The following is a 26,653-nucleotide window of genomic DNA, read 5'->3' as shown; positions in this document are numbered from 1 at the left end:
GTCCGGTGGTGGCGTAGGTGAATTCGGTAAGGCTCCCGGCCCGGCCATCGGTGAAACCAATGCTCCGATGGGAGAGCCCGGCGGTGCACGCTTGGTCTACGTCGCCAAGCCGAGCAGCAAAGAAGGCGCGACCCAGCGGATGCAGTTGCCGCTGGATGCCGAAGCTCTGGAGAAATGGCGCGGCACCATTCACGACGCGGCGGCCGCGACCCAGGGGCCGAGCTACCTCGCCATGCGCAACGATGGCTGCAGGCACTGCGCGGTCGCGGGCAGCTGCCCGGTCCAGGACACCGGGAGGCAGGTGACCGACGAGTGAGGGAGTACCTCGAGCGGGCCGTTGGCGCGGGTCCGTCTGGAGCTGTGGTGTCGTGTGCCGGCGCGGCGCAGTGGTCGACCGACCCGCAGCGAATGGACCACGGGCTCGGGGCTCACGGGACCTGCGGTGTCAGCCGTCGACGAGGTGGAACAGCAAGGGTGCGTAGCGACCAGACCTGCGTGGGGGCTTCGACGCTGGCGATGCCGGGTTTCGGCGAGGTGAAATCGTGAGACAGCTCTCAGACAGGGGCATCCGTGCTGTGACTATGAGAGCTGCGGTGCCCGGTGTTGGTCGGGGTGTGAGTGTGGGGGAGCGAGCCGGTCTGGCTGTGGTGTCGGGTGGTGGTTGGGGTGTGAGTGTGGGGGAGCGAGCCGGTCTGGCTGTGGTGTCGGGTGGTGGTCGGGGTGCGAATGTGAGCGAGCGCGACGATCGGGCCGTCGGCGCGGGGCCGTCGGCGGCTGCGGTGTCGCGTGGTCGCGAGGCACCGTCGTGAGTCGGGTGACGCCGTATCGGTTGGCGGAGGCGCTCGGTTTGCCGCCGCCTACCGATGAACAGGCTGCGGTGATCGCGGCTCCGCCGGGGCCGACACTGGTGGTGGCCGGTGCGGGCGCAGGAAAGACCGAGACCATGGCCGCCAGGGTGGTCTGGATGGTGGCCAATCGACTGGTGCTGCCCGATGCGGTGCTCGGGTTGACCTTTACCCGAAAAGCCGCACAGCAGTTGACCTCTCGCATTCGTACTCGGTTGGCCAGGCTGGCCGGGTCGCCGCTGTTGCGCGATCTCGATGTCAGTGGCGAATTGCGCGCGCAGTTGGCTGGTGCCGAGCCGGAGATCAGCACCTATCACTCGTATGCGGGCAGGCTGCTCACCGAACACGGACTGTTACTTCCGGTGGAACCCTCGGCGACGCTGCTCACCGAAACCCAGCTCTGGCAGCTCGCACACCAGGTGGTGCGCAATTGGGACGGTGACCTGGATACTGAGCGCACCCCGGTATCGGTGACCGAGGCGGTGCTCGCGCTGTCCGGACAGCTCGCTGAACACCTGGTGGAACCCGAACAGCTGGCCGAAGCGCACACCGAACTCGAAAAACTGGTGTTCACGCTGCCCGCAGGCCCGCGCCAGCGTGGGGGGCCGAGCCAGACGTTGCTCAATATCGTTCAGGTGCAACGCGAACGCGTCGCACTCCTGCCGCTGGTGCAGCAACTGGCCGAGGCGCTGCGCCGCCGCGGCGCCCTGGACTTCGGCGCCCAGATGTCCCTGGCCGCCCGCCTCGCCGCCGAGCACCCCGAGGTCGCGGCCGCCGAACGGGCCCGCTTCCGTCTGGTCCTGCTCGACGAATACCAGGACACCGGCCACGCCCAGCGCGTCCTGCTTTCCGCATTGTTCGGCGGTACATCACCTGCCGAGCAACAGCGGCAACCCGGTCGAGCCTCGACAACCGCTGCACCTCCGACCGCCGTCGAGCCACCCCGCCGTGCCCAGTCCCCAGCGATCGAGCCGCCCACGAATTTCGAACCCGCATCGGACCTTGCCCCGCCCCCCGATTTCGAGCCCCCGCCGGATTTCGAACCCCCGCCGGATCTTGAGCGACCACGGGATTTCGACCCGAGCTCTGGCGCTGTTGACCATTTCCGGTCCGCTGCTCCAGAAATTGCCGACAGCTCATCACATTTCGTGCACGCAGGGGAGGTCGGGCGGCGGTTGGCGGTGACGGCGGTCGGAGATCCGATGCAGTCGATCTATGGCTGGCGCGGTGCTTCCGCAGCTAACCTGCCGCGGTTCGCGACCGACTTTCCCGCCGCCCCTGGTGTTCCCGCGCCGACTCTGCCGCTGTTGACCAGCTGGCGGAATCCGCCGGAGGCGCTCGCCTTGGCGAACCTGGTTGCGGAACCGTTGCGGCGCAGTGCGATCGATGCGGGCGGGGTGACTGTCGATGCGTTGCGCGCGAAACCTGATGCGGAGTCGGGCGTAGTGGCATTGGCATTGACCGAAACCGTTGCCGACGAACGGGACTGGGTGGCAGTGCGGATTGCCGACGAGTGGGCGGTGCGTCGTGCTGCCGCCGAACCGCCACCCACCTCTGCGGTGCTCGTTCGACGCAACGCCGACGCCGCCCCACTCGCGGAAGCTCTTCGCGAGCAGGGACTTCCGGTGGAGATTGTTGGTCTCGGCGGGTTGCTCGCGACACCGGAGGTAGCCGATATCGTTGCGACGCTGCGGCTGATCGCGGAACCGGGCGCGGGCAGTGCGGCGATGCGGGTGCTCACCGGCGCGCGCTGGCGGATCGGGGTCGCGGACATCGCGGCGCTCGCTCGTCGCGCCCGCGACCTATCGATCAGTCGACTCACCGCGGGTGATGCCAACGAGATCACCGATTCGACAACCCTTGCCGCGGCGCTGCGCGAGGTGGCGCCGGAACCGTCCGAACAAGCCGGGTTGGCCGATGCAATCGCCGATCCCGGTCCACAGGAACAGTATTCGGAGTCGGGGTTCACGCGGATCGTCGCGCTCGGCCGCGAACTCGCCGCGCTGCGCGAGCGCAGCGGCCAGCCGCTCGCGGAACTGGTCGCCGACGTCGAACGCACCATCGGGGTCGGGGTGGAGACCCAGGCCAGGCGGGCCATGGCGGGTGCAGGCGCCGGGCGCGAGCATCTCGATGCCTTCGCCGAAGTGGTGGCCGGGTATGCCAGTGATTCGGGGGCGTCGCTGAGCGGCTTGCTTGCCTTCCTCGCCGCGGCCGAATCGGTGGAGAACGGTTTGGAACCGGGTGAGATCGAGGTGGCCCGCGATCGCGTGCAGGTGCTGACGGTGCATGCCGCGAAGGGGCTGGAATGGGAGATCGTCGCCGTCCCGCACGTGGCGCGCGGCGTGTTCCCGTCCGGAGCGGCCTCGGGCAGCTGGCTCGGCGCGCTTGCCGAACTGCCGACCACTTTGCGCGGCGATCGCCAACAGGACGACGCCACCGAAGGCGTTCCGGTCCTCGACCTGTCCGACCTCTACGACCGCGCCGATCTGGACCGCGCGATCAAAGCGCACAAAGAAGCTCTCGACCGCCGTCGCCTCGATGAAGACCGCCGCCTGTTCTACGTCGCACTTACCAGAACCGAACGGGTGCTACTTGTTTCGGCCCACCACTGGGCCGAGACCGGCACCACCCCCAAGGGCCCGTCCGATTTTCTTCTCGAACTCAAAAACGCCGGCGAGTCCCCCGACAGCCCGGCCAACGGCGCCGTCGAGATCGACCGCTGGGACGACCCGCCCGCCGTCGACGCCGTCAACCCTTTCACCGACAACCCGGCCACCGCCGAGTGGCCCCGCGACCCACTCGGCAACCATCGCGACCCCATCGAGCAAGGCGCGGCACTGGTCCGCGCCGCCCTGGAAGAGCTGCTCGCACAAAGAGAGTCGGTATCTGCCACTGCCGCAGTCGATCCCGTGCAGTTCCAGCTGATGGTGGAGATCGACGCTTCGGACGACATAGCAGTGATAGTAGGCGGACCCACCGACACGCGAGCCTTGCTCGATGCCGATGCCGATGCCGATGCCGATGCCGATGCCGATGCCGATGCCGATGCCGATGCCGATGGCCCGAAACGGGCCGGAGTGGAAGGCGACTCCGGCGGCCTGAAGCTGTCCGGGGTCGACCGCGACTTCGAGGACCCGAAGCATGTCGTAGCCGACGGTGACCCGGACCAGGCTGGAGCGGACGGCGACCGCGGCAACCCGGACCCAACCGGTGCGGACGACGACCCCGACGGCTGGGCTGCCGACGTCGACGCCCTCCTAGCCGAACACGAAGCGGCTCTATCGATCGCGCAGGTGGTGGAACTGCCGGGGCAGATCGCGGCGACCGCGCTCGTCGAGATGCGCGCCGACCCTGCGAAACTCGCTGCGCGCCTGCGCCGTCCGCTCCCATTTCCGCCGAATCCCTTGGCGCGCCGAGGCACCGCATTCCACGCCTGGGTGCAACGGTGGTTCGGCGCCGACCGGCTACTCGGTCTCGATGAACTGCCGGGTGCCGCCGATAGCAGTGCCGCCGACGCAGGCGTGGACGCGGAACTGACCAGGATGCAGGACGCATTCCTGAACTCGCCATGGGCGCACCGCAGCCCGCTCGAGGTGGAGATCCCGTTCGAAACCTCCCTCGCGGGCACCGTCATCCGCGGTCGGATGGACGCGGTGTTCGCCGAGCCGGGCGGCGGTTGGATCGTGGTGGACTGGAAGACCGGCGCCGAGCCGAGCGCCGCCGAGGAGCCCGCTGTCGCAATGCAGTTGGCGGTGTACCGGCTGGCCTGGGCGCGGCTGATGGCGGCCCGCGAAGGCGGCACCGAGCGGGAGATGCTCGACCGCGTCGGCGCCGCTTTCCACTACGTGCGTTCCGGACGCACCATCGCGCCGGTCGCCCTGCCCGGCCCCGACGAATTGGCCGAGCTGATCAGGAGCGCCGCGCCTGTCGGCTCACCTTCAGTGACTGAGTGATCAGCGGCAGCTGCAGCGGCAGTCGCAGCACCGTCCCGATCTTGAATGCTCGCGGCGACTTGGGATTGCCGAGCACGTCGGCGGCCATCTGCACATTCGCGGGGAACACGACGATGAACAGCAGCGCCGCGAGCCGACCCCCGAAGCCGCGGGTGCGCGGCAGAGCGAGCGCGGCCGCGACGGTGAGTTCGGCGACACCGGAGGCGTAGGTGTAATCGCGGGCCCGGCCCGGCAGCGCGCGCGGCACGATCGAATCGAACGGCTTCGGCCACACGAAGTGCAATACGCCGGATCCGAACAGCAGTGTTGCGAGCATCAGTGCGGGCCGCCGGCCGGTGTCGAGGGGGACGAGAGCGTTGTCTGCCATGCCTCACCCTTGCATCCGCCCACTGTTTGCGTCGAGATCGGGCATCGCCGCGCTAACCGGGTAGGCTCCCGTGCTGTGCCGGAGGGACAAGCAGAGCCGGGGACAGCGATCTCGGCGAGCAACAGGGTGGGTGAGTCCGGTGCTCGGTGATCGAGCCAGGCCAGGAGTGTCCGACCGCCCGGATTTCGCGCTGGTGGGTGTGCTGCGCATTCCGGAAATACAGACGAGCCCATGGATTTCGCTGTCGCGCCGGGTGGCCTTCGCGATCGCGCTGCTGTTCAGCGCGGCACTGGTGGTCTACCTGGGGCGCGACGGATACCACGACAATTCCGGTGACGAGCTGTCGTTCCTCGACGCGTTCTATTACGCGACGGTGTCGCTGTCCACCACCGGATACGGCGATATCGCTCCGGTGACAGCCGAGGCGCGGCTGGCCAACATCGTCATCATCACGCCGCTGCGCATTCTCTTCCTCATCGTGCTCGTCGGAACCACACTCGGGGTGCTGACCGAACGCTCCCGGCAGGCATTCAAGATTCAGCGTTGGAGGCGCAGCGTGCGTAATCACACCGTGGTCGTCGGATACGGCACGAAGGGTCGCACCGCGATCGACGCCATGATCGGCGACGGTGTGCAGGCCGCCGACATCGTCGTGGTCGACACCGATGTCGTCGCGCTGGAGGCCGCCGCCAGTGCCGGGCTGGTGACGGTGCACGGCTCGGCCACCCAATCAGATGTGCTCCGGCTGGCCGGTGCGCAGAATGCGGCGGCTGTCGTGGTCGCCACCAACCGGGACGACACCGCTGTCCTGGTCACGCTCACCGCTCGCGAGCTCAATAAGGCGGCCAAGATCGCGGTGGCCATCCGCGAGGCCGAAAACACCCATCTGCTGCGCCAATCCGGCGCGGACTCGGTGGTGGTGTCCTCAGAGACCGCGGGCAGGCTGCTCGGCATCTCCACCACGACGCCGACCGTCGTCGAAATGATGGAGGACCTGCTCACCCCCGAACAGGGATTCGCGGTCGCCGAACGCGAGGTCGAGGCCTCCGAGATCGGCGGCTCGCCGAGGCATCTCAGCGACATCGTGCTCGGTGTTGTGCGGGGCGGTGAGCTGATCCGGGTCGGTGAGCCCGAGGTCGACGCCATCGAGGCCGGTGACAAATTGCTCTACATTCGTCGCGTGTCCAAGTGACATCGGTGCGCCCGGCACCTGCGCGAGAAGCGGCGTTCCGAGCGACAGCTAGTCTCGAAGCGTGGCATTTCAGCTCAATGGTGTTCCGTTGCTGTCCCGTTCCGTCGTCGATCGAGCCGAAGAGGTCAGGGCCGACGCGCAGGCGCTGAAGGAAGGCTGGGCCGACGCCAAGCTGCTACGGGTGAACCGGCGGGGTCAGGTCAGGTTCGAGGACGGCGCGCTGGTGCTGGAGTCGGCGATCGAACTCGCCGCCGAGCCGAGCCCGGCGGCGGTGTTCCTCGGTATCGACAAAGGCATCCACCTGTGGGCGGTGCGCGATCCCGAGCTGACCGGATCGCTGACCGACCTGCGCGCCATGGCCGGCGGGGTCGACGATTTCACCGCGGGCCTGCTCTCCAGCGCTGTTGCCCTGCTGAACTGGCATGACAAAGCCGGTTTCAACAGCGCCGACGGCGCCGTCACGGTCTCGGCCAAGGGCGGCTGGTCGCGGGTCACCGAGTCCGGATACGAGGAATTCCCGCGCATCGATCCCGCGGTCATCTGCCTGATCCACGATGGCGGCGATCGGGTGCTGTTGGCACGTCAGCACAGCTGGCCGCAGTCGTTGTTCTCGCTGCTTGCCGGTTTCGTCGAGGCGGGCGAGTCGCTGGAACGCTGCGTCGAGCGCGAGATGCTCGAGGAAGTCGGCCTCGATGTGCGCGACATTCACTATCTCGGCAGCCAGCCGTGGCCGTTCCCGCGCTCGCTGATGCTCGGCTTTGCCGCGGTGGCCGATCCCGAACAGCCACTGGTCTTTTCCGACGGTGAGATCGCCGAGGCGCACTGGTTCACCCGCGCCGAGGTGCGCGAGGCACTGTCGGCGGGTGATTGGTCGGCCAAGACCGAGGACACGCGACTGCTGCTGCCCGGCTCGATCTCTATTGCCCGCACCATTGTCGAATCCTGGGCAGCGCTCGACTGACTGTGGGCGCCGAGCACGCGAATCCGCGCGGGCCGCATTCGGTCCGCGCGGATGTGCTATTCGGATCTATGGGCCGTCAGGCGATTGCGGCAAGTGCCGACTTGACCGCGGCGAGCGACGGGTTGGTCGCGGTGGAGCCGTCGGCGAACTTCACCGTCGGCACCACATGGTTGCCGTTGTTGACACTGCCGACGAATTCGGCCGATGTCGGGTCTTGTTCGATGTCGATCTCGACATAGGTGATTCCGGCCTCGTCCAGCTGGGTCTTCAGCCTGCGGCAATAGCCGCACCAGGTGGTCGAGTACATCGTCAGGTCAGGCGTCGCGTCAGTCACGGATCTTGCAACGCCCGGTGATTCGTTCCTGTTCCATTGTCCGCGTGTCGGCGCTTGCCATGCATTTAATATGCGCGCATACTAAATGCATGGCAAGCATCGAAAAGACCCGGTCCGTCACGGCGACGAGGTACTGGCTCGGCGTCGTCTCCAGGGAACATGTCCGCCGCGGGGTCGAGCTCGGCATCGCGCAGGCCAACCACGGCAAGCGGTCCGCGGTGGAGCGGTTGGGCCCCGGCGACGGGTTCATCTATTACTCGCCGCGCGAAGGGATGCGGGCAGGCGCGCCGATCCGTGCGTTCACCGCCCTCGGCACCATCGACGACCGGCCGGTATGGCAGGCCGACCCGCAGCAGGTTCCCGGCGGCGGCTGCTTCCAGCCGTGGCGCCGGTCGGTGAGCTACCGGACCGAGGCACGGGAAGTCCCCATCGACAGCCTGCGCGCCGAACTCGAGCTCACCAGCGTGCCGAACTGGGGAATGGTGCTGCGTCGTGGGTTGATAGAACTCAGTGCACACGATTACGCGTTGATCGCACACGCCATGCTCGACGGCGCTGAGGGAGGCAAATGAGTGCGGACCGATCCGACAAGGGCCTGCGCAGCAGGTTCGCGGAGGCCGACGAAAGCCCAGGGCTCTTGCTCTGGCAAGTGACCAATCGCTGGCAGGCGGCCCAGCGCGCGGCTCTGGCCCCCTTCGACCTCACTCACGTCCAGTTCGTCCTGCTTGCGTCGCTGACCTATCTGGCGGCCCGCACGGAAGAGCCGGTCATGCAGCGCGACCTCGCCGACCATGCCGCCACCGACCCGATGATGACCTCGCAAGTCCTGCGCGCGCTGGAACAGAAGGGCCTCATCGAACGCCGAGACCATCCGCACGACCGCAGGGCCAAGGCGCTGATGCCGACCGAGACCGGCGCGACGCTGGTCAATCGGGCCCTGGCCGCGGTCGAGGACTGCGACAGCGAATTCTTCGCTCCGCTCGGCGCGGACGGGCGCGCCTTCGCCGGCGCGCTCACGCAACTGCGCGACCGCACGACCCGCTGACTCGGGCCGCGGCGGCATCCGTCCGTCGATGCGCGGCACCGCACCGCCCATCCATGAGGCCAGGTAGAGCGCCAGATATCGGGCAAAGTCGCCGAGCGAAGGCCGCGAGCGGCAGTTGAGTGAGTTGCCCGATGCCTGCGGCTGCTCGGCTTGTCGGCCTCGCCTCGCCGTCGGCAGGCGCGGTCTTGTCGGTCGGCGCTGTCATGATGGAGCCCGTGCCAGCACTCGACCTCGCCGCCCTCGACCCGGAGCAGGCCGCCGCCGTGCGCGCGCCGCGAGGGCCGGTGTGTGTGCTCGCGGGCGCAGGTACCGGGAAGACCAGGACCATTACCCACCGGATCGCGCATCTGGTGTCGGCCGGGCACGTGAAGGCCGACCAGGTCCTCGCGGTGACGTTCACCGCGCGCGCAGCAGGGGAGATGCGTGGCCGACTGCGCGAACTCGGGCTCGGCGGCGAAGCGAATCAGGTGCAGGCGCGCACGTTCCACGCCGCGGCACTGCGCCAGCTGAAGTACTTCTGGCCACAGGTCGTCGGCGAGGTGCCGTGGCAGCTGATCGATCGCAAGTTCCCGATCGTGGCGCAGGCCGCGACCAAGGCCGGGCTCTCCTCGGCCACCGACAGCGTTCGCGACCTGCTCAGCGAGATCGAATGGTCGAAGGCCTCGCTGATCGCGCCGGAGGACTACCCCGCGGCGGTGGCCAAGCATCGGCGTGAGCCGCCCTGCGACCCGGCGCGGGTGGCCGAGGTCTACCTCGCCTACGAAGCACTCAAGACCTCGCCGGAGGGCCTGCTGCTCGACTTCGACGACCTGCTGCTGCACACCGCCGCCGCGCTGGAGGACTATCCATCGGTGGCCGACGAATTCCGCGGTCGCTACCGGAGTTTCGTTGTCGATGAATACCAGGACGTGACCCCGCTGCAGCAGCGGGTGCTCGACGCCTGGCTCGGCGAACGTGATGATCTGACAGTGGTCGGCGACGCGAACCAGACGATCTACTCCTTCACCGGCGCCACTCCCGCCTACCTGCTCGACTTTTCCCGGCGCTTCCCCGAGGCGACGGTGATCCGGCTGGAACGCGACTATCGCTCGACCCCGCAGGTGGTGTCGCTGGCCAACCGAGTGATCGGCGCCGCGCGTGGCCGCATCGCGGGCACCCGGCTGCAGCTGATCGGTCAGCGGCCCGATGGGCCCGAACCGGTGTTCGCCGAATACGACGACGCCCCTGCCGAGGCCGCCGCCGTGGCGCGGTTCATCAAACGGCGGATCGAGGCGGGCATGCCCGCCGCGGAGATCGCGGTGCTGTATCGCATCAACGCGCAGTCGGAGGCCTACGAACAGGCACTGACCGAACTCGGCATCCCGTATCAGCTGCGCGGCGGTGAGGGCTTCTTCGCGCGAGCCGAGGTCAGGCAGGCCGTGCAAGCGTTGCGCACGGCCGCAGCCCGCGACGATCTGCCCGACCAGGCGCGCAGCGGAAGCGCCCTGGTCACCCTGGTCAAGGCGGTGCTGGGCCCGCTCGGACTCACCGCTGCCGAACCGGCGGGCGCGCAGGCGCGGGAGCGCTGGTCGTCACTGGTCGCACTGGTGCGGCTGACCGAGGAGCTCGTCGGTCATGATGACCAGCTCGACCTGCCCGCTCTGCTGCATGAACTGCGCGCCCGCGCGGAAGCACGGCACCCACCGACCGTCCAGGGCGTGACGCTGGCGTCGCTGCATGCAGCGAAGGGCCTGGAGTGGGACGCGGTTTTCCTGGTCGGCCTCGCCGACGGCACGCTGCCGATCGCGCATGTGCTCGGTGACAACGGCTCGGTCGCCGACGAGGGGGCGTTGGAAGAGGAACGTCGCCTGCTCTACGTCGGTGTGACCCGGGCCCGCGAATACCTGCAGCTGTCCTGGGCGCTGTCGCGCAGCGAGGGCAGCAGGCGCACGCGTCGGCGCTCCCGGTTCCTCAATGGCCTGGTCCCCGACGATTCCCCCGCGTCGCGGATCGCCGCGCCAGCCTCCGGTGCCACCTCGAACGGGATTCGCCCGTCCTGCCGGGTCTGTGCCAAGCCGCTGATCGGCACCTACGCCACGATGCTCGGTCGCTGTCGGCGCTGCCCGGCGGAATTGGACGCCGAGCTACTTGCGGCGCTGCAGGCGTGGCGGGAGGAGAAAGCGCTGGCACTGGAGGTTCGCGAGTTCGTGGTATTCACCGACACCACACTCACCGCGATCGCCGAGCAACTGCCCGGCGACGACAATGCGCTGGCGGCGATCCCCGGGATCGGGTCGAAGAAGCTCGATCAGTACGGCGCGGATGTGCTCGCCATCGTGGCGTCCCGGCTGCGGTCAAGCCCACAAAACCGCAGGTAGAAAATAGGTTGTCGGTTCTGCCGACATTGCATATGGTGGGAATCACGCACCGGGAGGTCATCTCGGCGCGCAGAGTTCAGCGAACAGACAACGAGTTAAGGAGGGAGGCAGACCAATGAACGACTACATGAACTTCGACGCGAACGACGTTGCGGTGAATGCACCCGTCATGTCGGCCTCCCGGGGGATCCTCGCTTTGCAGGGGATCGGTCTGTCCGGCGTCGGTGTATTCGGGGAGCGGGCGCAATTTACGCACATGCATTCCCCCATTTGCACCCTCACGCAGGACAAGCCAAGCGCGGGTTGGCACCCGGCAGCTGCGAAAGCAGCCGTCGGCACCGACGCATTCGAAGCCGGCTATGCACCGGCAGACCTGCAGGCAGCACGCCTCCGCACCGCACACCCAGCGACCGTGATCAGGAATCGACAGAGATGTCGACCTAGGTAGGGAACACCCCGACCTCCTGGCCACGGATCGCCCGAAGCGAAACCGTGGCCAGTATTTTTTCCCGGCCCTTCAGCCGGACGGCACCGGTTTCGCAGAAGAAACGAAACGAACCGCTGCAAACGAGCTGAAGGAGAACGACGTGTTCACCGCAGAGAGCTGGCCGCAGGCCACCGCTGGCGTGACATGCCGAACCGTGGCACTGCCTACCCGCACTCGGGAGGTTACGAAGGTCCTGCCTTGTCGAGCCGGAGACCCCGATCTCTGGTTCGCCGAGAGCCCTACCCAGTTGGAGCAGGCCAAGGCGCTGTGCGAGTCCTGCCCGATCCGTAAGGGCTGCCTGGCCGCAGCCGTGGATCGGCGCGAGCCGTGGGGTGTCTGGGGCGGTGAGATCTTCGACCAGGGTGTCGTGATCGCCCGGAAGCGCCCGCGTGGACGTCCGCGCAAGGTCGCGATCTCGGCATGAGCGAGCGTCGCGAGCTCACATCGGCGCAGCGCCCCGGCGTCATGCCTGAGCCGAGCGTCAGCGAGGCGCAGGCATGACGCTGAGGCTCGTGCCCTCCCTCCCTCCGGTCGCTGAGGCCCATCCGGTCGATTCACTCCGGATCGGGGCCCACGAACGAGAAAGCACAAGAGCCGCTCACCTCGAGATCAGGTGGGCGGCTCTTTTGCGTCGACATCGGCCAGTGGTGAACGGCCCGTACGTTTTTCGAAGGTCAGCTGGCCGTGCGCTCTTCCCGGAAGCCCGGCATCCAGGTTTTCACCAACTGCATGAACGGCAGTTCCGCGTCGAGCTGGGCCAGGATGCCGACCGAGCCGCCGAGGACGCGGAAGATCATCACGTATTCGGCGGGCAGTTGCAGGGCGCGTGCGGTCTTCATCTCGGGACTCGCGAGATCGGACGCTTTGCCCGCCACCCGCTGCATCCACTTACGGGTGAAGTGAAACGAATCCGTCTGCACCGGGTCGGTGAACGGCCGTAGATAGTCGGCGATCTCTTTATCGGTGACGGTGCGACCGGGAATCACCCAGCCGTTGTCGTACATCAGTTCCGTCAGCTCGTCGAAGCGCTCCTCCACCTCCAGCGCCAGCATGCGGCCGAGCACCTCGGGGAAGCCGTCGGACATGGGTGCGCAGGCGCCGAAGTCGATGACCGCCAGCTTGCCCTCGGGCAGCATCATGAAATTGCCGGGATGCGGGTCGGCGTGCAGCAGGCCGACGGTCTCGGGTGAGGAGAAGTGGAACTTGCCCATCAGACCTGCGACGCGATTGCGCAGCACACGGGTGCCCTCGGGATCCTGCGCACCCTGCTTGATGATCGCCGAGACGGAGGTGCCGTCGAGCCATTCGGTGACGATCACCTTCGGTGCGCTGGCCACCACCTTGGGCACCACGATCTCCGGATGCCCGTCGAACGCCTTCGCGAATGCCCGCTGGTTGGTTGCCTCGTTGCGGTAGTCCAGTTCCTCTTCGGTCCGCGCGGTGATCTCCGCGAGCAGTGGTTTCACGTCGGCGCCAGGAATCACCGAGGCGAACAGACCCGTCATCCGTGACAGTGTCTTGAGATCCGCGCGCAGGGCCTCGTCGGCGCCGGGATACTGCACCTTCACCGCGACAACCCGGCCATCGGACCAGACCGCCTTGTGTACCTGGCCGATGCTGGCCGACGCGGCCGGAGTGTCGTCGAAGGACTGGAACCGCTGCCGCCATTGGGTGCCGAGCTGCTGGTCGAGCACCCGATGCACGGTGTCGGCAGGCATCGGGGGTGCGGCGGCCTGCAGCTTGGTCAGCGCCTCGCGATAGTGCTCGCCGAACTCCTCGGGGACCGCCGCCTCCATCACGCTCAGCGCCTGCCCGAACTTCATCGCGCCGCCCTTGAGCTCACCGAGCACGGTGAACAATTGTTCGGCGGCCTTCTGGTTCAATTGGGCGTTGATCTCGGACTTGTCGCCACCGGCCAGCTTCTTACCGAACCCTACGGCGGCTCGTCCTGCGATCCCCAGCGGAATCTTGGCTAACTTGGCATTGCGGGATGAGCGACGACGCACAATCTCAGACACGTACCCATCATGGCGGACAGACCCGTCACTGTGCCATCGCAATGTGCGGCCTTTCCTTGGCAGAGTGTAAGAATTGCCACAATCATGTAGTCGGACCAGCGGAGATTCCGCGACATCCGCAGGCGGCGTGCGGCGGCCACTCGCGCTGCTCGATCACATGCGAAGCAAGATCGAGCTCGACGGTGGAATTCAGAGTGGCCAGTTCGTGCCGGGGCGAGCAACTGCGGATCGCCTCGAATTCGCCGAGCAGCAACGCCGTTGTCGCCGCGATACCTGCGGGCGAGGCGTGCCCGACCCGGCCGAGCAGTTGTGCGGCGAGCAACGGCCAATCCGGGTCGTACCGGCAGCGGATGAGGTCGACACAGCGCAGGCAGCTGGTCATCCCGGGCAGCACCAGCGGCCCGATGACGCCCTTGTTGTCACGGATGCGGACGTGCAGATGCGGAATCCGGTGCAGCACCAGGTCATTGGCGAGACGCGGATCTATCACAAGCGAGTCGGTGAGCACTACCAGATCGGCCCGCCAACCGGTGATCGTGGCGTCGGGGCGGTAGTCACGGGAGCGGCTCGGCCGCAGCCCGAGCCCGCGCAGTCCGGCCGATACCGCGTCCGCGAGCGGACCGAGCCCGTGCACGCGCACGGCACGTACGGGTCCTGCGGTGTCGCCGTGGTGCACGAGCAGGCCCGCATCGTCGATCTCGGCCAGCAGTGCAAGCGCACGCTCCGGTGCGATGCCGTGTTCTCCGGCTCGCCAGATGAGCTGCGGTCTGGTCTGTAGTCCGTCCAAGAGGCGCAGGAAGGCGAGCACGGTGTCGACGGTCAGCTCGGCCGGGTGCAGCAGCAGTGCGCCCTCCGGGTCCCAGCCGAGTTGGACCACACCGGAGGGGCGCACCAGGATCGTCACCCGGGGATGCAGCATCGGACCGTGAGGGCGGATTGTTGTTGTCATGGCCAGCAGTATGCGGACCAGCCAAAGCCACAGACACCGCGAAACCTGCAGTTATCCACAGGGATCCGCGGTATCTACAGGACACTCTCAGGACTTGTCGCTGTCCTTGCCGAGGTCGGGACCGCCGGTGCCGGGCTCGTCGGACGCGGCCTGCTTGCGCTCGGCCTCGTCGCGTTCGCGGGCCTCGGTCGCGGCCAGCTGGGCCAGCGGATCGTCGAACGCGGTGGCGCCGCCGCCGATCACCGAGTCGATGAAGCCGGCAGGGGAGTCGAGATCGTCGGAATCCGGCAGCAGATCCGGGTGCGCCCAGATGCCGTCCCGTGCCTCCATACCCGCGTCGGTGGTCAAACGCCGCCACAGCGCCGCCGCCTCACGCAGTTTGCGCGGCCGCAACTCCAGGCCGACCAGGGTTGCGAAGGTCTGCTCGGCCGGGCCGCCGGTGGCGCGGCGCCTGCGCAGCGTCTCGGCGAGTGCACCCGCGCCGGGCAGGCGATCGCCGACCGCCTCGGTGACGACGACCTCGACCCAACCTTCGATCAGTGCGAGCAGCGTCTCCAGCCGTTCGAGGGCCTGCTTCTGCTCCGGGGTGGTCTGCGGTTCGAAGGTGCCCTGCGACAGGATCTCCTCGAGCTTCGAGGGATCGCTCAGTGCCATCGGGTCGATGCCTTGCGCCGCCTGCTCCAGCGCGGAAAAGTCCATCTTGATGCCGCGCGCATAGTCCTCGACCGCGCCGAGCACCTGCTGGCGCAGCCACGGGATATGACCGAACAGTCGCTGATGGGCCGCCTCGCGGGCGGCCAGGAACACCAGGATCTCGCTCTCCGGCTGCTCCAGCCCGGTGCTGAACTCCGAGATGGCCGCCGGCAGCAGCGCCGCGGTGCCGCTCGGTCCCAGCGGGAGACCGATGTCGGTGGAGGTCAGCACTTCCTTGGCCAGCTGCCCGAGCGCCTGCCCGAGCTGTGATCCGAAGGCGAGGCCACCCATCTGGCTGAGCATGCCCACCATCGGACCCGCGAATTCCCTTGCATCCTCGGGCAATTGCGAGGTCCACATGCCCGAGATCTGCTCGGCCACCGGATCGCACAGCCGCTTCCAGGTCTGCAGCGTCTCCTCGATCCAGTCGTTGGCCGTCCACGCCGCAGTCTTGGCCGCACCGGCGGGCAAGGTGGTCGCGCCATCGAGCCACACCTCGGCCAGGTGCGCCGCATCGGTCACGGCGCTGGCCGCGCCCGAGGTCAACGGAGTCAGGTCGGCTCCGAGCTGTTGCCGGGCCAGCCGCTTGGCGACGTCGTAATTCACCGGACCGGCCGATGCCGACCCCGGCTGCCCCATGCCACTGAGCATCTGCCCGAGCGAGGTCAGCATCTGCCCGAGCTGCGACGGGTCGAAGCCGCCCGCACCGAAGCCGAGCGGGTTGTTCGCATCGGGACCGCCCGGCTCCTCGCCACGCTTGCGCGCGTCGTCGTCATCGCGATTCGAGAATCCGAAGGGGAGGTCGCTCATACCCCTTACGTTACGCGTGCGGCATAAGGGTCTTGTGTTCGCGCGGCGCGAAATCAGAGGACACCCGGACGTGGTAAACGCACGCCTGCGCCGCCCATCGGTGCGGCGATCACTACTGTGGTCGAGGTGAATCGACGGATCCTCACCCTCGTTGCCGCTTTCGTCCCGGTGCTCGTGCTCGGTGTCGCGGGCAGCGTCTTCACTGTGCCGTTCGTCGCACTCGGACCAGGGCCGACGTTCAATACGCTCGGCGAGGTCGAGGGCAAACAGGTCGTCGATGTACAGGGTGCGGTGCTCGACCCCACCACGGGGCACCTGAACATGACCACCGTTTCGGTGCGCGACGGGCTGAACGTTTTCGAAGCGTTCGGCTTCTGGGTCAGCGGCGAACACGGCCTCGTGCCGCGCGCCGAGGTCTATCCGCCCGGAGTGCCGCGTGAGGAAATCGACAAGAACAACCAGCAGGACTTCAAGGACTCCGAGGGCAACGCCGAGATGGCCGCGCTGCATCATCTGCACCTGCCGACGGTCGTGCTGGTGCGCAAGGTCGGCGACGACGGCCCCGCCAAGGACGTGCTCGCCGCTGGCGACGAGCTGATCAGCATCAACGGTGCACTGGTCAGCACGCCGAAGGACGTGGTTGCCGCGGTGTCCTCGCAACCGCCCGGCGCCCAGATCACCGTGGTGTTCCGGCGCGGCAATGCCGAGCAGAGCGCGAACATCACCCTTGCCCCCCGTCCGGACGACGCGGCCAAGGGCTATCTCGGTCTGACACCGACCGAAGGCGCGCGTCCCCCGATGCAGGTCACCTTCAACCTCGCCGACATCGGCGGTCCCTCGGCAGGCCTGATGTTCAGCCTCGCGCTGATCGACAAGCTCTCACCCGGTGAACTCGACGGCGGGAGGTTCGTCGCGGGCACCGGCACTATCGACCAGGACGGCAAGGTCGGCCCGATCGGCGGCATCCAATACAAGATGATGGCCGCCCGTGACGCGGGCGCGGAAACCTTCCTCGTCCCGGCCGCCAACTGCAACGAGGCCAAGCAGCGCATCCCGGACGGCCTGCGCCTGGTGAAGGTCGAAAACCTCGACGGCGCCGTCGCGTCGCTCAACGACATCAACGCGGGGAAGCCGACAGTCTCCTGCAATTAGGCGGCTGCCTCGCCTTCGCTCGCCCCGGCGCTCCTGCGGCTGCCTGGCCTTCGCTCGCCCCGGCGCTGCTGCGGCGGAGTTGCGTGCGTTCGCCCTGGCGTTCCTGCGGCTGCGGCGCCTGCGCTCGGTCGCACAGCCATGGGCGGTTACTCGAACGTGTGGAGCAGGGCTTCGATGACGTTGGGTGCCAGGTTCGGGTACGTGCGCAGGTCCAGGTCGCCGAAGTCTTCCGCTTCGTCCTCCGGCCGCACCTGCAGCAGCGCCAGCGATGTGCCCTCGCGCAGCACTGCCGCGAACAGCCGCGCCTCACGACGTTCCGGGTGCGCCTCGGCAGCTGCACGCGCGGCGGCGTCGGCGGCATCGTGATCGGCGAGCAGTGGTGCAAGCGCATCATCGAGGGTGCTCTCGGCGTCCGGTGGGAGCACCACGATCTCCTGCACCAGTACACAGCCCTCCACAGCGTCGGGCCAGCTTGTGGTCGCGAGGAACTCGTCGAGTGCCATCGACCCGCCGGTCACGTCGTCTGGAAAGGATTCCTGGGCAACGGGAGTCAGCTCGTTGCCGTCATCGAGCTCATCGATGAGGCCGGGCTCGGCCGCGACCAGATCGGCGGTGCGTACCAGCGCGAACATCTGCGGCGGGTGCCCCCAGCCCTCGGCGTCCACGAATTCGGCCACCTCCCGGACGGAGCGGGCGAGGACGAGTTCGGCGTGCAGGTCAGCGGTCACACAAACATCCAATCAAACGGTCGGTCGATCGCGGATCGCCGGTCCGGGTAAGCGGCAGCCCTTCTGGTCTGCGCAATTCCGGCCCTGCCGTCTGAACGGTGTCCGATTCCGTAGAGTGGGCGCGGAAGAGGGTCCGCAAGGACCACCGGCAACATCGGACTGCGGCGCATCGGCCGAAATATCGGTGCGAGTGCCGCCGGACCTTGGAGAGTGGCATCGTGGGCATGCGGCCCCCCACCGGCTTACCTTCGTTGTCCCGACGCAGCCGAGTGCTGCTGGTGGCGGCCATTATTGTGGCGGCGCTGCTTTTGTTGGGACCACGACTGACCGACACGTACACGAACTGGTTGTGGTTCGGCGAGGTCGGCTTCCGGAACGTCTATCTCACTGTCCTGCGCACCCGATTGCTGTTGTTCTTGGTGGTCGCGGTGTTCGTCGGCCTCGTCGCCTGGCTGGCGCTGCTGCTGGGCTATCGGACTCGTCCGGTCTTCATTCCGGTCGCGGGCCCGAATGACCCGATCGCGCGCTACCGCACCACCGTGATGAGCAGGTTGAAGCTGTTCGGCATCGGCATCCCGGTGCTGCTCGGTCTGCTGTCCGGTTTGGTGGCGCAGTCGAATTGGGTCACCGTGCAGTTGTTCCTCAACGGTGGCTCGTTCGGGCAGAAGGATCCGCAGTTCAACCTGGACGTCGGGTTCTACGCGTTCGATCTGCCCTTCTACCGGATGGTGCTGAACTGGTTGTTCGTCGCTGTCGTCATCGCGTTCTTTGCAAGCCTGGTGACGCATTACCTCTTCGGTGGGCTGCGTCTTTCCGGTCGGGAAGGCACGCTGACTCGTCCCGCGCGCATCCAACTTGCCGTGCTTGCCGGGCTTTTCGTGCTGCTCAAGGCCATCGCGTACTGGTTCGACCGCTACGAACTGCTCTCCAGCAGCCGTAAGGAGCCCACCTTCACCGGTGGTTCGTTCACCGACATCAATGCCGTGCTGCCCGCCAAGCTGATCCTGCTGTCCATCGCGGTGATCTGTGCGGTGGCCTTCTTCGCTGGCATCGTGCTGCGCGATCTGCGGGTGCCCGCGATGGCCGCGGCTCTGCTCGTGCTGTCGTCGATCCTGGTCGGCGCGGTGTGGCCGCTGGTTGTCGAGCAGTTCTCGGTGCGTCCGAACGCTGCCGACAAGGAAAGCGAGTACATCGAACGCAATATCGCCGCCACCAGGCAGGCGTTCGGCATCACCAACGACAAGATCGATTACAAGGACTACAAGGGCGAAAGCCGCAAGAACCCGTTGGACGTCCCGGTCGACGCGGCGACCATCGGCAATGCCAGGTTGCTCGATCCGAACATCTTGTCGCCCACCTTCACTCAGCTGCGGCAGCTGAAGAACTTCTACGGCTTCCCCGAGTCGCTCGACATCGACCGCTACAACATCGACGGCGATATCCAGGACTACATCGTCGCAGCCCGTGAGCTGTCCCCCGCGGCGCTGAGCGGCAACCAGACCGACTGGATCAACCGCCACACCGTCTATACCCACGGCAACGGTTTCGTCGCGGCCCCGGCCAACCGCGTCAACAAGCCGCAGTCCGAGGATCCCAACGCGACCGGCGGCAGCAGCGATAGCGGCTATCCGATCTTCATGGTCAGCGACCTGTTCACCCCGACGGACAAGCAGCGGATCAAGGTCGACCAGCCGCGGGTGTACTACGGCGAGCTGATCTCGCAGGCGAATCCGGACTACGCCATTGTCGGCTCGATGGCGGGCCAGCGTCCGCGCGAATACGACTCCGACACCGCGCAGTACACCTACACCGGCAAGGGTGGAGTACCGATCGGCAACTGGTTCAACCGGTTGGCCTTCGCGGCCAAGTACGCCGAGCGCAATATCCTGTTCTCCTCGGCCATCAGCGACGACTCCAAGATCATCTTCAACCGCAGCCCGCGCGATCGGGTGCAGAAGGTGGCGCCGTGGCTGACGACCGATGGGAACGCCTACCCTGCGGTCGTCGACGGCCGGATCCAGTGGATCGTCGACGCGTACACCACGCTGGACAACTATCCCTACGCGCAGAGCACCTCGTTGGAGGGCGCGGAGGACAGCATCGACAAGAAGACCGGCCGGCTGCTGCCGCGCAAGGAAGTCAGCTACATCCGTAACTCGGTGAAGGCGACTGTCGACGCCTACGACGGCACGGTGACCCTGTACGAGGTGGATTCCTCCGACCCGGTGTTGAAGGCATGGCGCGGCGTGTTCCCCGGCGCGGTCAAGCCGGAGAGCGAGATCTCACCGGAGTTGCGGGCCCACTTCCGGTATCCGGAAGATGTGTTCAAGGTGCAGCGCGACATGCTGACCAAATATCACGTAGACGATCCACGAGAGTTCTTCACCAACAATGCGTTCTGGTCCGTGCCGTCCGACCCGACCGTAGACGGTGGCGGCAACTTCAAACAGCCGCCGTTCTATGTGCTGCTGGGCGATCCGCAGACGAACAAGCCAGTGTTCAACCTGACCAGCGCCATGGTCGGTTACAACCGAGAGTTCTTGTCCGCGTATATCTCTGTCCGGTCGGATCCGGATGGTTACGGCAAATTCACTGTTCTGCGATTGCCGACCGACACCCAGACCTTGGGCCCGCAGCAGACACAGAACAGAATGACGACTGCGCCCGACGTCTCACGCGAGAAGACCCTGCTATCCAACTCGAACAAGATCAAGTATGGCAATTTGCTGACCTTGCCGATTGCCGATGGTGGAATTCTCTACGTGGAGCCGTTCTACAACGAACGGAATACCGGGCCGAGTACCTCCACTTTCCCGCAGCTGCTGCGGGTGCTGGTGAGCTACCGTGACGCGGCGGGCAGTGTGAAGGTTGGCTACGCCTCGACCCTGGCCGAGGCGCTGAACCAGGTGGTGCCCGGAGCCGGTGCGCTGGCTACCCCATTCGGGGGTGATCCCGCGTCGCGACCGGTACCCGGTGCCGTGCCACCACCGGTGGAGGCCGCCACGCCACCGCCTGCTGGTGTCACCCCGCCGCCTGCCGGCGTGACCCCCCCACTGGGCTCATCGGCCGCGAAGGACGCCGCCGCAGCGGAGCTGAATCGGAAGCTCGAGAATGTGCGTAATGCCATGCGCACGGGCAACTTCCAGGACTTCGGCAAGGCGCTGGATGAACTGGAGGCCGCAGTCAAGGCATACCAGGACGCCGGTCGCTGACCCGAACGTCAGCTCGGGTGCACGCACAGCATGCGGCGCTGCCTCCCTGTCGGTGGCAGCGCCGCGCACCGCGGTAGAACCTGTTCAGGCAATGTCGAGCAGCATATTTTGCCGTGCTGCCTCGTTGGTTGATCCAGAGATGGATATCCCAGACGCGTGGGTGCGGCATCCCGATCGGGTTCGGAATTGGTGGCGGGATATAGGCGGCATGTCCACCATGCCTCGACGGAGGGCTGCATGATCCCGCAAAGACCCCCGTGAACGCGAGAACGGCCCCATCACCCGAGGGGTCGGTGACGGGGCCGCTCTTGCATCGGATCCGGAAAGCCGGGACCGAAGATCAGCTGAACAGCGAGTTGATCAGTGCGCTGTTCTGCTCGAGCACTGCCTGGTATTGATCTTCGACGCCGGCATGCTTGGCGAGCTCGTTGCCGGTGCTCTTGGCCTGGTCGACGACGGACTTGGCATTGTCGATGGTCGGGGCGGCGGGCTCCGGCTCTGCGGCGGGCTCGGGCGCAACGTCAGCCGACTCGCCGCCGCTGAGGTAGGCGCCGCAGGTGGGCCAGGCGCCAGGACCCTGGGTGGCGAGCACGTTCTCCGCGACGCGGATCTGCTCGGCCTTGCTGGCGGTGTGCGCCGAGCCCTGGCCGCCGTTGGCCGCCCAGGTGCTCTGCGAGAACTGCAGGCCGCCGTAGTAGCCGTTGCCGGTGTTGATCCCCCAGTTGCCACCGCTCTCGCACTGTGCGACGCCGTCCCAGTTGTGGGTGGGCGCTGCCGACGCGGTGGCGGTGGAAAGACCGAACGGTACCGCAACGAGAGCGCCGGTGACGGCCACGAAGCCGAGGGCGCGGGTGCTGAACTTCCGGTTCTGAGACATAGTATTTTCCCTCCCTGCGCCCGCCGACGTGGCGAAACTCCGCCGCGTCCCTGTCCCCAGGAGTCGGGGATCCTCGAACCGCGGGACAGGGTTGCCGGTGTTCGACGGTTCGAGTTCGTGCCCATCACGTTTGATCCGGGCCGTGGATCCGACGGTAACTAAGAAATCTCAACAGATCACGTCTTGATAACGTCAGAATTTTATGAAGCGGAATGGCACATAATCGGCATTTGCGCTGGTTGTTAATGCTGTTTGAATCGGTTCTGAACGGTCCGTTATAGTCTCGTGATGTGGTCGAGATCACTACGAAATAGTGATCCGAGTCACGTTTGAATGCCTTGCCGAAAGGGTGTCGTGTGCGCGCATCCCCTCGGCGGCGCCATCCCGAACCCGTGAATAAGCGCGGCCGGGCTGGGCATGCGCTGCGTCACTCCGTGGCCGCTCCCGCTGCTGTTTCGGCCTGCGTCGATGTCGCCGGGCCGGCGGAAACCTCCTGTTCGGAGGGCGATTTGCCATCTGAGCGTAGGCGTGTGTAATGTTGTGTTTACCGACGCGGGGTGGAGCAGCTCGGTAGCTCGCTGGGCTCATAACCCAGAGGTCGCAGGTTCAAATCCTGTCCCCGCTACAAAGGCAAATGGCCCGGAACGCACAGTTCCGGGCCATTTTTCTGTGCGCTGGAAGCGCAGTCCGCACGGTCGAAGGCGACCGAAGCGTGGCCGACCGATCACTGCTGCTGGAGGCTTCTCGAGCCGGACACGATTATCGAACGCCAGATGCGTGGCATCACCGGGACGAAGTGCGGCCGACTCCCCGTCTGGTCGCCCGGCGGATCTTGGTTCGGGAGACGAGTTCGATCGTGATCGCGACGGCACATGATTGCGCGAGGAGCAGGGCGATCAGCACGAGGATCTGCACGGCTCCCGCCTGGATGGCCGAGCCGCTCGCGATCAGGACGCCGACGAAGGCACCGGGCAGGGTGACGAGGCCGACGGTGCGGGTTTGGTCCACGCCGGGGAGCAAAGCGTCCGCCGCGGTCGGCCGGGCCACCTCCAGCCGTGCGTCGCGTTCGCTCAATCCCAAGCTCAGCGCGGCTTCGACCTCACCCCACCGCTGCTCGATCGCATCGAGCGCTCGCCTGGCGGCCAACGAGGTCGCGGTCATGGTCCCACCGAGCACGATGCCGCCGATCGGAACCAACGCCACACTCTCGAACGGGACAACACCACTGACGAGCAGCAACGGCAACACGCTGCCGAGCCCGCATCCGATCGCAAGCGCCAACCACGCCGCCGACCGACCGGCGTTCGAGCGCCGTGCCGAAGTCACGACCGCCGCGCCGAACATCACCACCAGCACCACGATCGAGGACCACAAGTGCGCGAGTGCGGCGGCCAGGACCAGCGCGATAACCGCCAATTGAGCTGTGCCGCGCAGTGCCGCGCGCGGCACGGTTGCCGCATCGCCGAGCCCAGCGGCCAGATACACCACCACCGCGCCGGCGACCATGATCGTGCACACCACGGCCAGCCCGAGGCCCGGCGTGATCACCCCGTTCATGTCACATTCACACCGCCCATTGTCATCGCAAGAGGTGGGCGCGGACGGACCTGGCCGGGCACCGACCTGGTCTCACCGAGCGAGGAAGCCCTTGTCGCACGTCGACCTGCGCGGTGAATATCTTGCGACCTTCGGCTTCGACAAGGTGTGCGGTTTCCGCGAGGTCCCCCGGTTCGGCCATCGGGTAGCCACTGAACGTCGCGATCTGCGCACAGGCATCGACGGCGACGATGTCGGCGCCTGCGCGGGCAAGGTGGATCGCATGCGAACGGCCTGTCCGCGAGCGGCGCCCGTCACATAGGCGACTTTTCCGGCCAGCGGTCGGTCCGGTTCGAGTCCTCGTCATATTCCTGACACGTCGATGAACCGTGCACCGCCGTACAGCGTGAGGTGAGGGAGATACTTGGGCCGATACCGCGGCAGCGGTCGAGAACCGAGGAGATGCCCTCATGTCGACGATCAACGGTTTGCCCGCCCACGTGCTGTTGGTTCATGTGATCGTGGTGTTCGTGCCGTTGACCTCGGCATTGTTGATACTGTCCGGGTTATGGCCCGCGGCGCGTCGCCGATTGATCTGGCTGGTCACCGCCCTCGCGGCGGTGACGGTCGCGCTGACTCCGCTCACCACCGACGCCGGTGCATCACTCCAGCATCGACTCGGTTCCTCACCCGCCATCGAGACCCACGCCGACCTCGGCCGAACGATGATCTACTTCGTCGTCCCGCTGCTGCTGGTCGCTGCGCTGCTCCTCGCTATTCATCTGCGCGAGGAACGCGACAAGCCGCCGACCCGGGCCCTCACCGCCCTCCTCGCGGTACTGGCGGTCGGCTGTGGCATCGCGGCCTGCACGCAGGCGTATCGAGTGGGTGACTCCGGCACCCGCGCCGTGTGGGGAGCCCAGATCGATCAGTGCTGTGACGGGCCGGCGGGGACCAGCCTGTGCTTGTGGGCGAACACGACCGCGTGAATCCGGTCGCGGACACCGAGTTTGGCGAGAATGCGGGAGACATGGGTCTTGACCGTCTCCTCACCGACGCCGAGCAACGAGGCGATCTCGGCGTTGCTGCGCGCGTCGGCGAGCAGTAGCAGCACTTCGTGCTCCCGTGCGGTGAGCTGCTGCACCTGCGGCGGAGTGCGTGGCGGCGCGAGGCTGCCCGCGAACCGCGTCGCCAAGCGGCGGGTCATCGACGGATCGATCAGAGCGTCGCCGCGAGCCGCGATCCGGATCGCGGCGACGAGTTCTTCCGGCGGAAGGCTTTTCAGCAGGAAGCCGCTCGCACCTGCCTGCAGGGCGCGGTAGAGGTTGGCATCGCTGTCATAGGTGGTGAGCACGAGGACACGGGTGCCGCCTGCGGCGACGATGACCTCGGTGGCGGCGAGCCCGTCCAGCTTCGGCATCCGCACATCGAGGATCGCGACATCCGGTCGCAGCCTGGCGATTTCGGCGATCGCGGCCCGGCCCTCGCTCACCTCGGCGACACAGTCGAGATCCGCCTGGCTGTCGACGACGGCGCGCAGGCCGGAGCGGAACATGCTGTGGTCGTCGGCGATCAATACTCGAATCGGTGCGTTCACGATCCTCCGATCGGGACCGAAACCGCACTGTGCCAACGAGTTCTATTCGACTGTGGACCGCACCGGAGCTCGCCGCCGAAGAGTTCGGCGCGTCGTCGGATGCCACCGATGCCGCGCGGCATCGAGGCGTTGTCGATCGCCGTGCCCGCCATGATCGGATTCGTCGTTTCGATCATGATCAGGTTCGGCCGGTATTCCACATCCAGCCATGCGTTTTCGCCATCGCCGTGGCGTAGTGCGTTGGTCAACATTTCCTGCACGATTCGATAGAGGGTGATGTTCAGCGAATCCGGCAGTGGCACGGCTGACCCACATACGGTGACTTCGACCGTCATCCCGGCCGAGCGCACGTGCTCGATCAGGCCGTCGATATCGGCAAGCCCGGGTTGGCGCCGGCCGTCGTCGTCGCGGCCGTGCAGCAGATCCAGTTGCCGACGCAGGTCGACCATCGCGGCCCTGCTACTCGTTTCCACCGCGGTCAAAGACTTGGTGGCCGGACCATTTCCGGAGTCGGCAAGGGCGATTCGCGCGGCGCCCGCATGGATGCCGATGGCACTGACATGGTGGGAAATCACGTCATGCAGATCGCGCGCGATGGCGGCGCGTTCATCGGCGACCGCGCGCTCGAGCGCGGCCTGCTGTTCCTGCTTGCGCAACTGCGCTTGCTGCTCGAGCTCTGCGATATACGCGCCACGTGCCGCGGTGTATCGGCCGACCAACCAGGGCACCACACCCACCGACACCGTCGTCGCAAGCAGCAGCCGCCAGTCGTGTGAGGTGGTGCTGCCGACGAGCAGGTGCGCGCCCGCGAAACCGGAGCACAGTGTGAGGACTGTCGAAACGGATGTCGGGCCCGTCATCCACGCGCCTGCGCGATAACCGGCGACCAGGAACCCGACATCCGCGAATCGTGCCGCGAAGCCGTGCCGATGCAGCAGTAGCGCCTCGAGCAGTCTCAGGGCAACCTGGCCGACCGCAACGATGCCTGCGGTACGCGGCGGCGCGGCCAGGGCGAGATCGGCGGCGGCGACACCGACCGCCACTGCGGTCGCCTGCCACGGCGCTACGGCGAAGACGCCGCACAGGGCCAGGACCACAGTGTCGATCGTCGCGGCGACCACCGCGACCACCAGCGACTGGCGGGCCAACGACCTGCTCACGTCCACCGGCCGCCACCTCCCACATCATCCGGCAGTATCGGTCGGCCCGATCCGACGAACGCACCGATACCGGCCGAGTTGTTCGCGGGCGATCCTACCCAGCCGCCGACGCACCTCGCCGGAGCTGCTGTGCGTCAACTCTGCCCTCGGACGGTGCGCCGCGCGTCCCCCGCGTGGGGGACGGTGTGTCCCTCGGCGGCGCGATGACTGTCATGGCCGCAGTCCGTAGCGTGGCCGTGATCGGCGGGAAAGTGAAGGAGTTTCAATGATGGTGTCAAGCCGCAGCGCTGATCGGGGCTGGTGCCTCGATGGTGAAGGTGCGGTTGTCGCGGATGAGCGCCCAGATGACGTCGATAAGGCGGCGGGCCAGGGCGATGAGT

The 26,653-nt window shown here is 66.9% G+C and carries 22 protein-coding genes, 1 tRNA gene and 1 pseudogene; 13 read left to right on the top strand and 11 right to left on the bottom strand.

The features are described 5' to 3' along the window. Positions 1–316: PD-(D/E)XK nuclease family protein (locus ACLMAL_RS12780; RefSeq protein WP_411999267.1), on the top strand; the 316-nt coding region annotated here is incomplete at its 5' end. Between the two features lie 489 nt (positions 317–805). Continuing rightward, positions 806–4,798, top strand: coding sequence for an ATP-dependent helicase (locus ACLMAL_RS12775; protein ID WP_411999266.1), 3,993 nt, complete (start codon positions 806–808; stop codon positions 4,796–4,798). Here ACLMAL_RS12775 and ACLMAL_RS12770 read toward each other — a convergent pair. After that, positions 4,755–5,165: a hypothetical protein gene (locus ACLMAL_RS12770; protein ID WP_411999265.1), complete on the bottom strand. Its 411-nt coding sequence runs from the start codon at positions 5,163–5,165 to the stop codon at positions 4,755–4,757. The genes ACLMAL_RS12775 and ACLMAL_RS12770 overlap by 44 nt on opposite strands. 139 nt (positions 5,166–5,304) lie before the next feature. On the opposite strand from ACLMAL_RS12770, the gene ACLMAL_RS12765 reads away from it, so the two are divergent. Continuing rightward, entirely contained in the window at positions 5,305–6,357 is a 1,053-nt protein-coding gene (locus ACLMAL_RS12765) for a potassium channel family protein (RefSeq protein ID WP_328405204.1), read from the top strand. A 61-nt stretch (positions 6,358–6,418) separates the two neighbouring features. After that, entirely contained in the window at positions 6,419–7,318 is a 900-nt protein-coding gene (nudC, locus tag ACLMAL_RS12760) for an NAD(+) diphosphatase (RefSeq protein WP_411999264.1), read from the top strand. Positions 7,319–7,394: 76 nt separating this feature from the next. On the opposite strand, the gene ACLMAL_RS12755 is transcribed toward nudC, so the two are convergent. Further along, complete coding sequence (locus ACLMAL_RS12755) at positions 7,395–7,625, bottom strand: mycoredoxin (RefSeq protein ID WP_406239814.1); 231 nt, start codon at positions 7,623–7,625, stop codon at positions 7,395–7,397. A gap of 116 nt (positions 7,626–7,741) precedes the next feature. Between ACLMAL_RS12755 and ACLMAL_RS12750 the strand changes: the two genes are divergently transcribed. From ACLMAL_RS12750 to ACLMAL_RS12730, 5 genes are all read left to right on the top strand, one after another. Continuing rightward, a complete protein-coding gene (locus ACLMAL_RS12750; protein WP_411999263.1) occupies positions 7,742–8,224 on the top strand; it encodes an EVE domain-containing protein in 483 nt (160 codons plus the stop codon). Next, positions 8,221–8,697 (top strand): MarR family winged helix-turn-helix transcriptional regulator, encoded by a 477-nt coding sequence (locus ACLMAL_RS12745; protein WP_411999262.1) that lies wholly within the window; start codon positions 8,221–8,223, stop codon positions 8,695–8,697. The genes ACLMAL_RS12750 and ACLMAL_RS12745 overlap by 4 nt, the downstream gene beginning before the upstream one ends. A 203-nt stretch (positions 8,698–8,900) precedes the next feature. Beyond that, positions 8,901–11,054, top strand: coding sequence for an ATP-dependent DNA helicase UvrD2 (locus ACLMAL_RS12740; RefSeq protein ID WP_411999471.1), 2,154 nt, complete (start codon positions 8,901–8,903; stop codon positions 11,052–11,054). A 115-nt stretch (positions 11,055–11,169) separates the two neighbouring features. Next, complete coding sequence (locus tag ACLMAL_RS12735; RefSeq protein ID WP_411999261.1) at positions 11,170–11,502, top strand: hypothetical protein; 333 nt, start codon at positions 11,170–11,172, stop codon at positions 11,500–11,502. 139 nt (positions 11,503–11,641) lie between these two features. Next, the gene (locus tag ACLMAL_RS12730; protein WP_406232413.1) at positions 11,642–11,965 is read left to right on the top strand and encodes a WhiB family transcriptional regulator; all 324 of its coding nucleotides are present in this window, start codon (positions 11,642–11,644) and stop codon (positions 11,963–11,965) included. A 250-nt stretch (positions 11,966–12,215) separates the two neighbouring features. Here the strand turns inward: ACLMAL_RS12730 and ACLMAL_RS12725 are convergent, their stop codons facing one another. The 3 genes from ACLMAL_RS12725 to ACLMAL_RS12715 form a co-directional block, all read right to left on the bottom strand. Beyond that, on the bottom strand, positions 12,216–13,559 hold the full coding sequence (locus ACLMAL_RS12725; protein WP_411999260.1) for an ABC1 kinase family protein: 1,344 nt from the start codon (positions 13,557–13,559) through the stop codon (positions 12,216–12,218). Between the two features lie 82 nt (positions 13,560–13,641). Further along, positions 13,642–14,508 carry a hypothetical protein gene (locus tag ACLMAL_RS12720; RefSeq protein ID WP_411999259.1) on the bottom strand — a complete coding sequence of 289 codons (867 nt, stop codon included), beginning with the start codon at positions 14,506–14,508 and terminating at the stop codon, positions 13,642–13,644. Positions 14,509–14,595: 87 nt separating this feature from the next. Next, positions 14,596–16,011: a zinc-dependent metalloprotease gene (locus ACLMAL_RS12715; protein ID WP_411999258.1), complete on the bottom strand. Its 1,416-nt coding sequence runs from the start codon at positions 16,009–16,011 to the stop codon at positions 14,596–14,598. A 126-nt stretch (positions 16,012–16,137) separates the two neighbouring features. Here ACLMAL_RS12715 and ACLMAL_RS12710 point away from each other — a divergent pair, with 126 nt between their 5' ends. Further along, positions 16,138–17,163: a PDZ domain-containing protein gene (locus ACLMAL_RS12710; protein WP_411999257.1), complete on the top strand. Its 1,026-nt coding sequence runs from the start codon at positions 16,138–16,140 to the stop codon at positions 17,161–17,163. A 146-nt stretch (positions 17,164–17,309) separates the two neighbouring features. Here the strand turns inward: ACLMAL_RS12710 and ACLMAL_RS12705 are convergent, their stop codons facing one another. Then, positions 17,310–17,891 (bottom strand): PPA1309 family protein, encoded by a 582-nt coding sequence (locus ACLMAL_RS12705; RefSeq protein ID WP_328405187.1) that lies wholly within the window; start codon positions 17,889–17,891, stop codon positions 17,310–17,312. A 218-nt stretch (positions 17,892–18,109) separates the two neighbouring features. Between ACLMAL_RS12705 and ACLMAL_RS12700 the strand changes: the two genes are divergently transcribed. Then, positions 18,110–21,103 carry a UPF0182 family protein gene (locus ACLMAL_RS12700; RefSeq protein WP_411999256.1) on the top strand — a complete coding sequence of 998 codons (2,994 nt, stop codon included), beginning with the start codon at positions 18,110–18,112 and terminating at the stop codon, positions 21,101–21,103. 340 nt (positions 21,104–21,443) lie between these two features. Here the strand turns inward: ACLMAL_RS12700 and ACLMAL_RS12695 are convergent, their stop codons facing one another. Next, positions 21,444–21,980, bottom strand: coding sequence for a transglycosylase family protein (locus ACLMAL_RS12695; RefSeq protein ID WP_411999255.1), 537 nt, complete (start codon positions 21,978–21,980; stop codon positions 21,444–21,446). A gap of 551 nt (positions 21,981–22,531) precedes the next feature. Between ACLMAL_RS12695 and ACLMAL_RS12690 the strand changes: the two genes are divergently transcribed. After that, a tRNA-Met gene (locus tag ACLMAL_RS12690) sits at positions 22,532–22,605 on the top strand. A 158-nt stretch (positions 22,606–22,763) separates the two neighbouring features. Here ACLMAL_RS12690 and ACLMAL_RS12685 read toward each other — a convergent pair. Both ACLMAL_RS12685 and ACLMAL_RS12680 read right to left on the bottom strand, forming a co-directional pair. Beyond that, positions 22,764–23,537, bottom strand: coding sequence for an ABC transporter permease (locus ACLMAL_RS12685; RefSeq protein WP_411999254.1), 774 nt, complete (start codon positions 23,535–23,537; stop codon positions 22,764–22,766). Between the two features lie 88 nt (positions 23,538–23,625). Next, positions 23,626–23,855: pseudogene (locus ACLMAL_RS12680) on the bottom strand (SDR family mycofactocin-dependent oxidoreductase); the annotation flags it as partial. A gap of 131 nt (positions 23,856–23,986) precedes the next feature. Between ACLMAL_RS12680 and ACLMAL_RS12675 the strand changes: the two are divergent. Continuing rightward, the gene (locus ACLMAL_RS12675) at positions 23,987–24,505 is read left to right on the top strand and encodes a DUF2231 domain-containing protein (RefSeq protein WP_411999253.1); all 519 of its coding nucleotides are present in this window, start codon (positions 23,987–23,989) and stop codon (positions 24,503–24,505) included. Here the strand turns inward: ACLMAL_RS12675 and ACLMAL_RS12670 are convergent. Continuing rightward, positions 24,445–25,113 carry a response regulator gene (locus ACLMAL_RS12670; RefSeq protein ID WP_411999252.1) on the bottom strand — a complete coding sequence of 223 codons (669 nt, stop codon included), beginning with the start codon at positions 25,111–25,113 and terminating at the stop codon, positions 24,445–24,447. The genes ACLMAL_RS12675 and ACLMAL_RS12670 overlap by 61 nt on opposite strands. Then, complete coding sequence (locus tag ACLMAL_RS12665; RefSeq protein ID WP_411999251.1) at positions 25,110–26,279, bottom strand: sensor histidine kinase; 1,170 nt, start codon at positions 26,277–26,279, stop codon at positions 25,110–25,112. Before ACLMAL_RS12665 ends, ACLMAL_RS12670 begins: the two co-directional genes overlap by 4 nt. Positions 26,280–26,653: the final 374 nt, after the last annotated feature.

Source organism: Nocardia sp. CWNU-33 (genome assembly GCF_046764895.1).
Taxonomy (GTDB): domain Bacteria; phylum Actinomycetota; class Actinomycetes; order Mycobacteriales; family Mycobacteriaceae; genus Nocardia.
The sequence above is the reverse complement of the archived record's forward strand: the minus strand, read 5'-3'. Positions and strand labels throughout refer to the sequence as shown.

Excerpts from the sequence above, each read along its gene's own strand:
- ACLMAL_RS12770 (WP_411999265.1), bottom strand. The coding sequence starts at position 5,165 with ATGGCAGACAACGCTCTCGTCCCCCTCGACACCGGCCGGCGGCCCGCA.
- ACLMAL_RS12755 (WP_406239814.1), bottom strand. The coding sequence starts at position 7,625 with ATGTACTCGACCACCTGGTGCGGCTATTGCCGCAGGCTGAAGACCCAG.
- ACLMAL_RS12750 (WP_411999263.1), top strand. The coding sequence starts at position 7,742 with ATGGCAAGCATCGAAAAGACCCGGTCCGTCACGGCGACGAGGTACTGG.
- ACLMAL_RS12745 (WP_411999262.1), top strand. The coding sequence starts at position 8,221 with ATGAGTGCGGACCGATCCGACAAGGGCCTGCGCAGCAGGTTCGCGGAG.
- ACLMAL_RS12740 (WP_411999471.1), top strand. The coding sequence starts at position 8,901 with ATGATGGAGCCCGTGCCAGCACTCGACCTCGCCGCCCTCGACCCGGAG.
- ACLMAL_RS12735 (WP_411999261.1), top strand. The coding sequence starts at position 11,170 with ATGAACGACTACATGAACTTCGACGCGAACGACGTTGCGGTGAATGCA.
- ACLMAL_RS12720 (WP_411999259.1), bottom strand. The coding sequence starts at position 14,508 with ATGACAACAACAATCCGCCCTCACGGTCCGATGCTGCATCCCCGGGTG.
- ACLMAL_RS12715 (WP_411999258.1), bottom strand. The coding sequence starts at position 16,011 with ATGAGCGACCTCCCCTTCGGATTCTCGAATCGCGATGACGACGACGCG.
- ACLMAL_RS12695 (WP_411999255.1), bottom strand. The coding sequence starts at position 21,980 with ATGTCTCAGAACCGGAAGTTCAGCACCCGCGCCCTCGGCTTCGTGGCC.
- ACLMAL_RS12685 (WP_411999254.1), bottom strand. The coding sequence starts at position 23,537 with ATGAACGGGGTGATCACGCCGGGCCTCGGGCTGGCCGTGGTGTGCACG.
- ACLMAL_RS12675 (WP_411999253.1), top strand. The coding sequence starts at position 23,987 with ATGTCGACGATCAACGGTTTGCCCGCCCACGTGCTGTTGGTTCATGTG.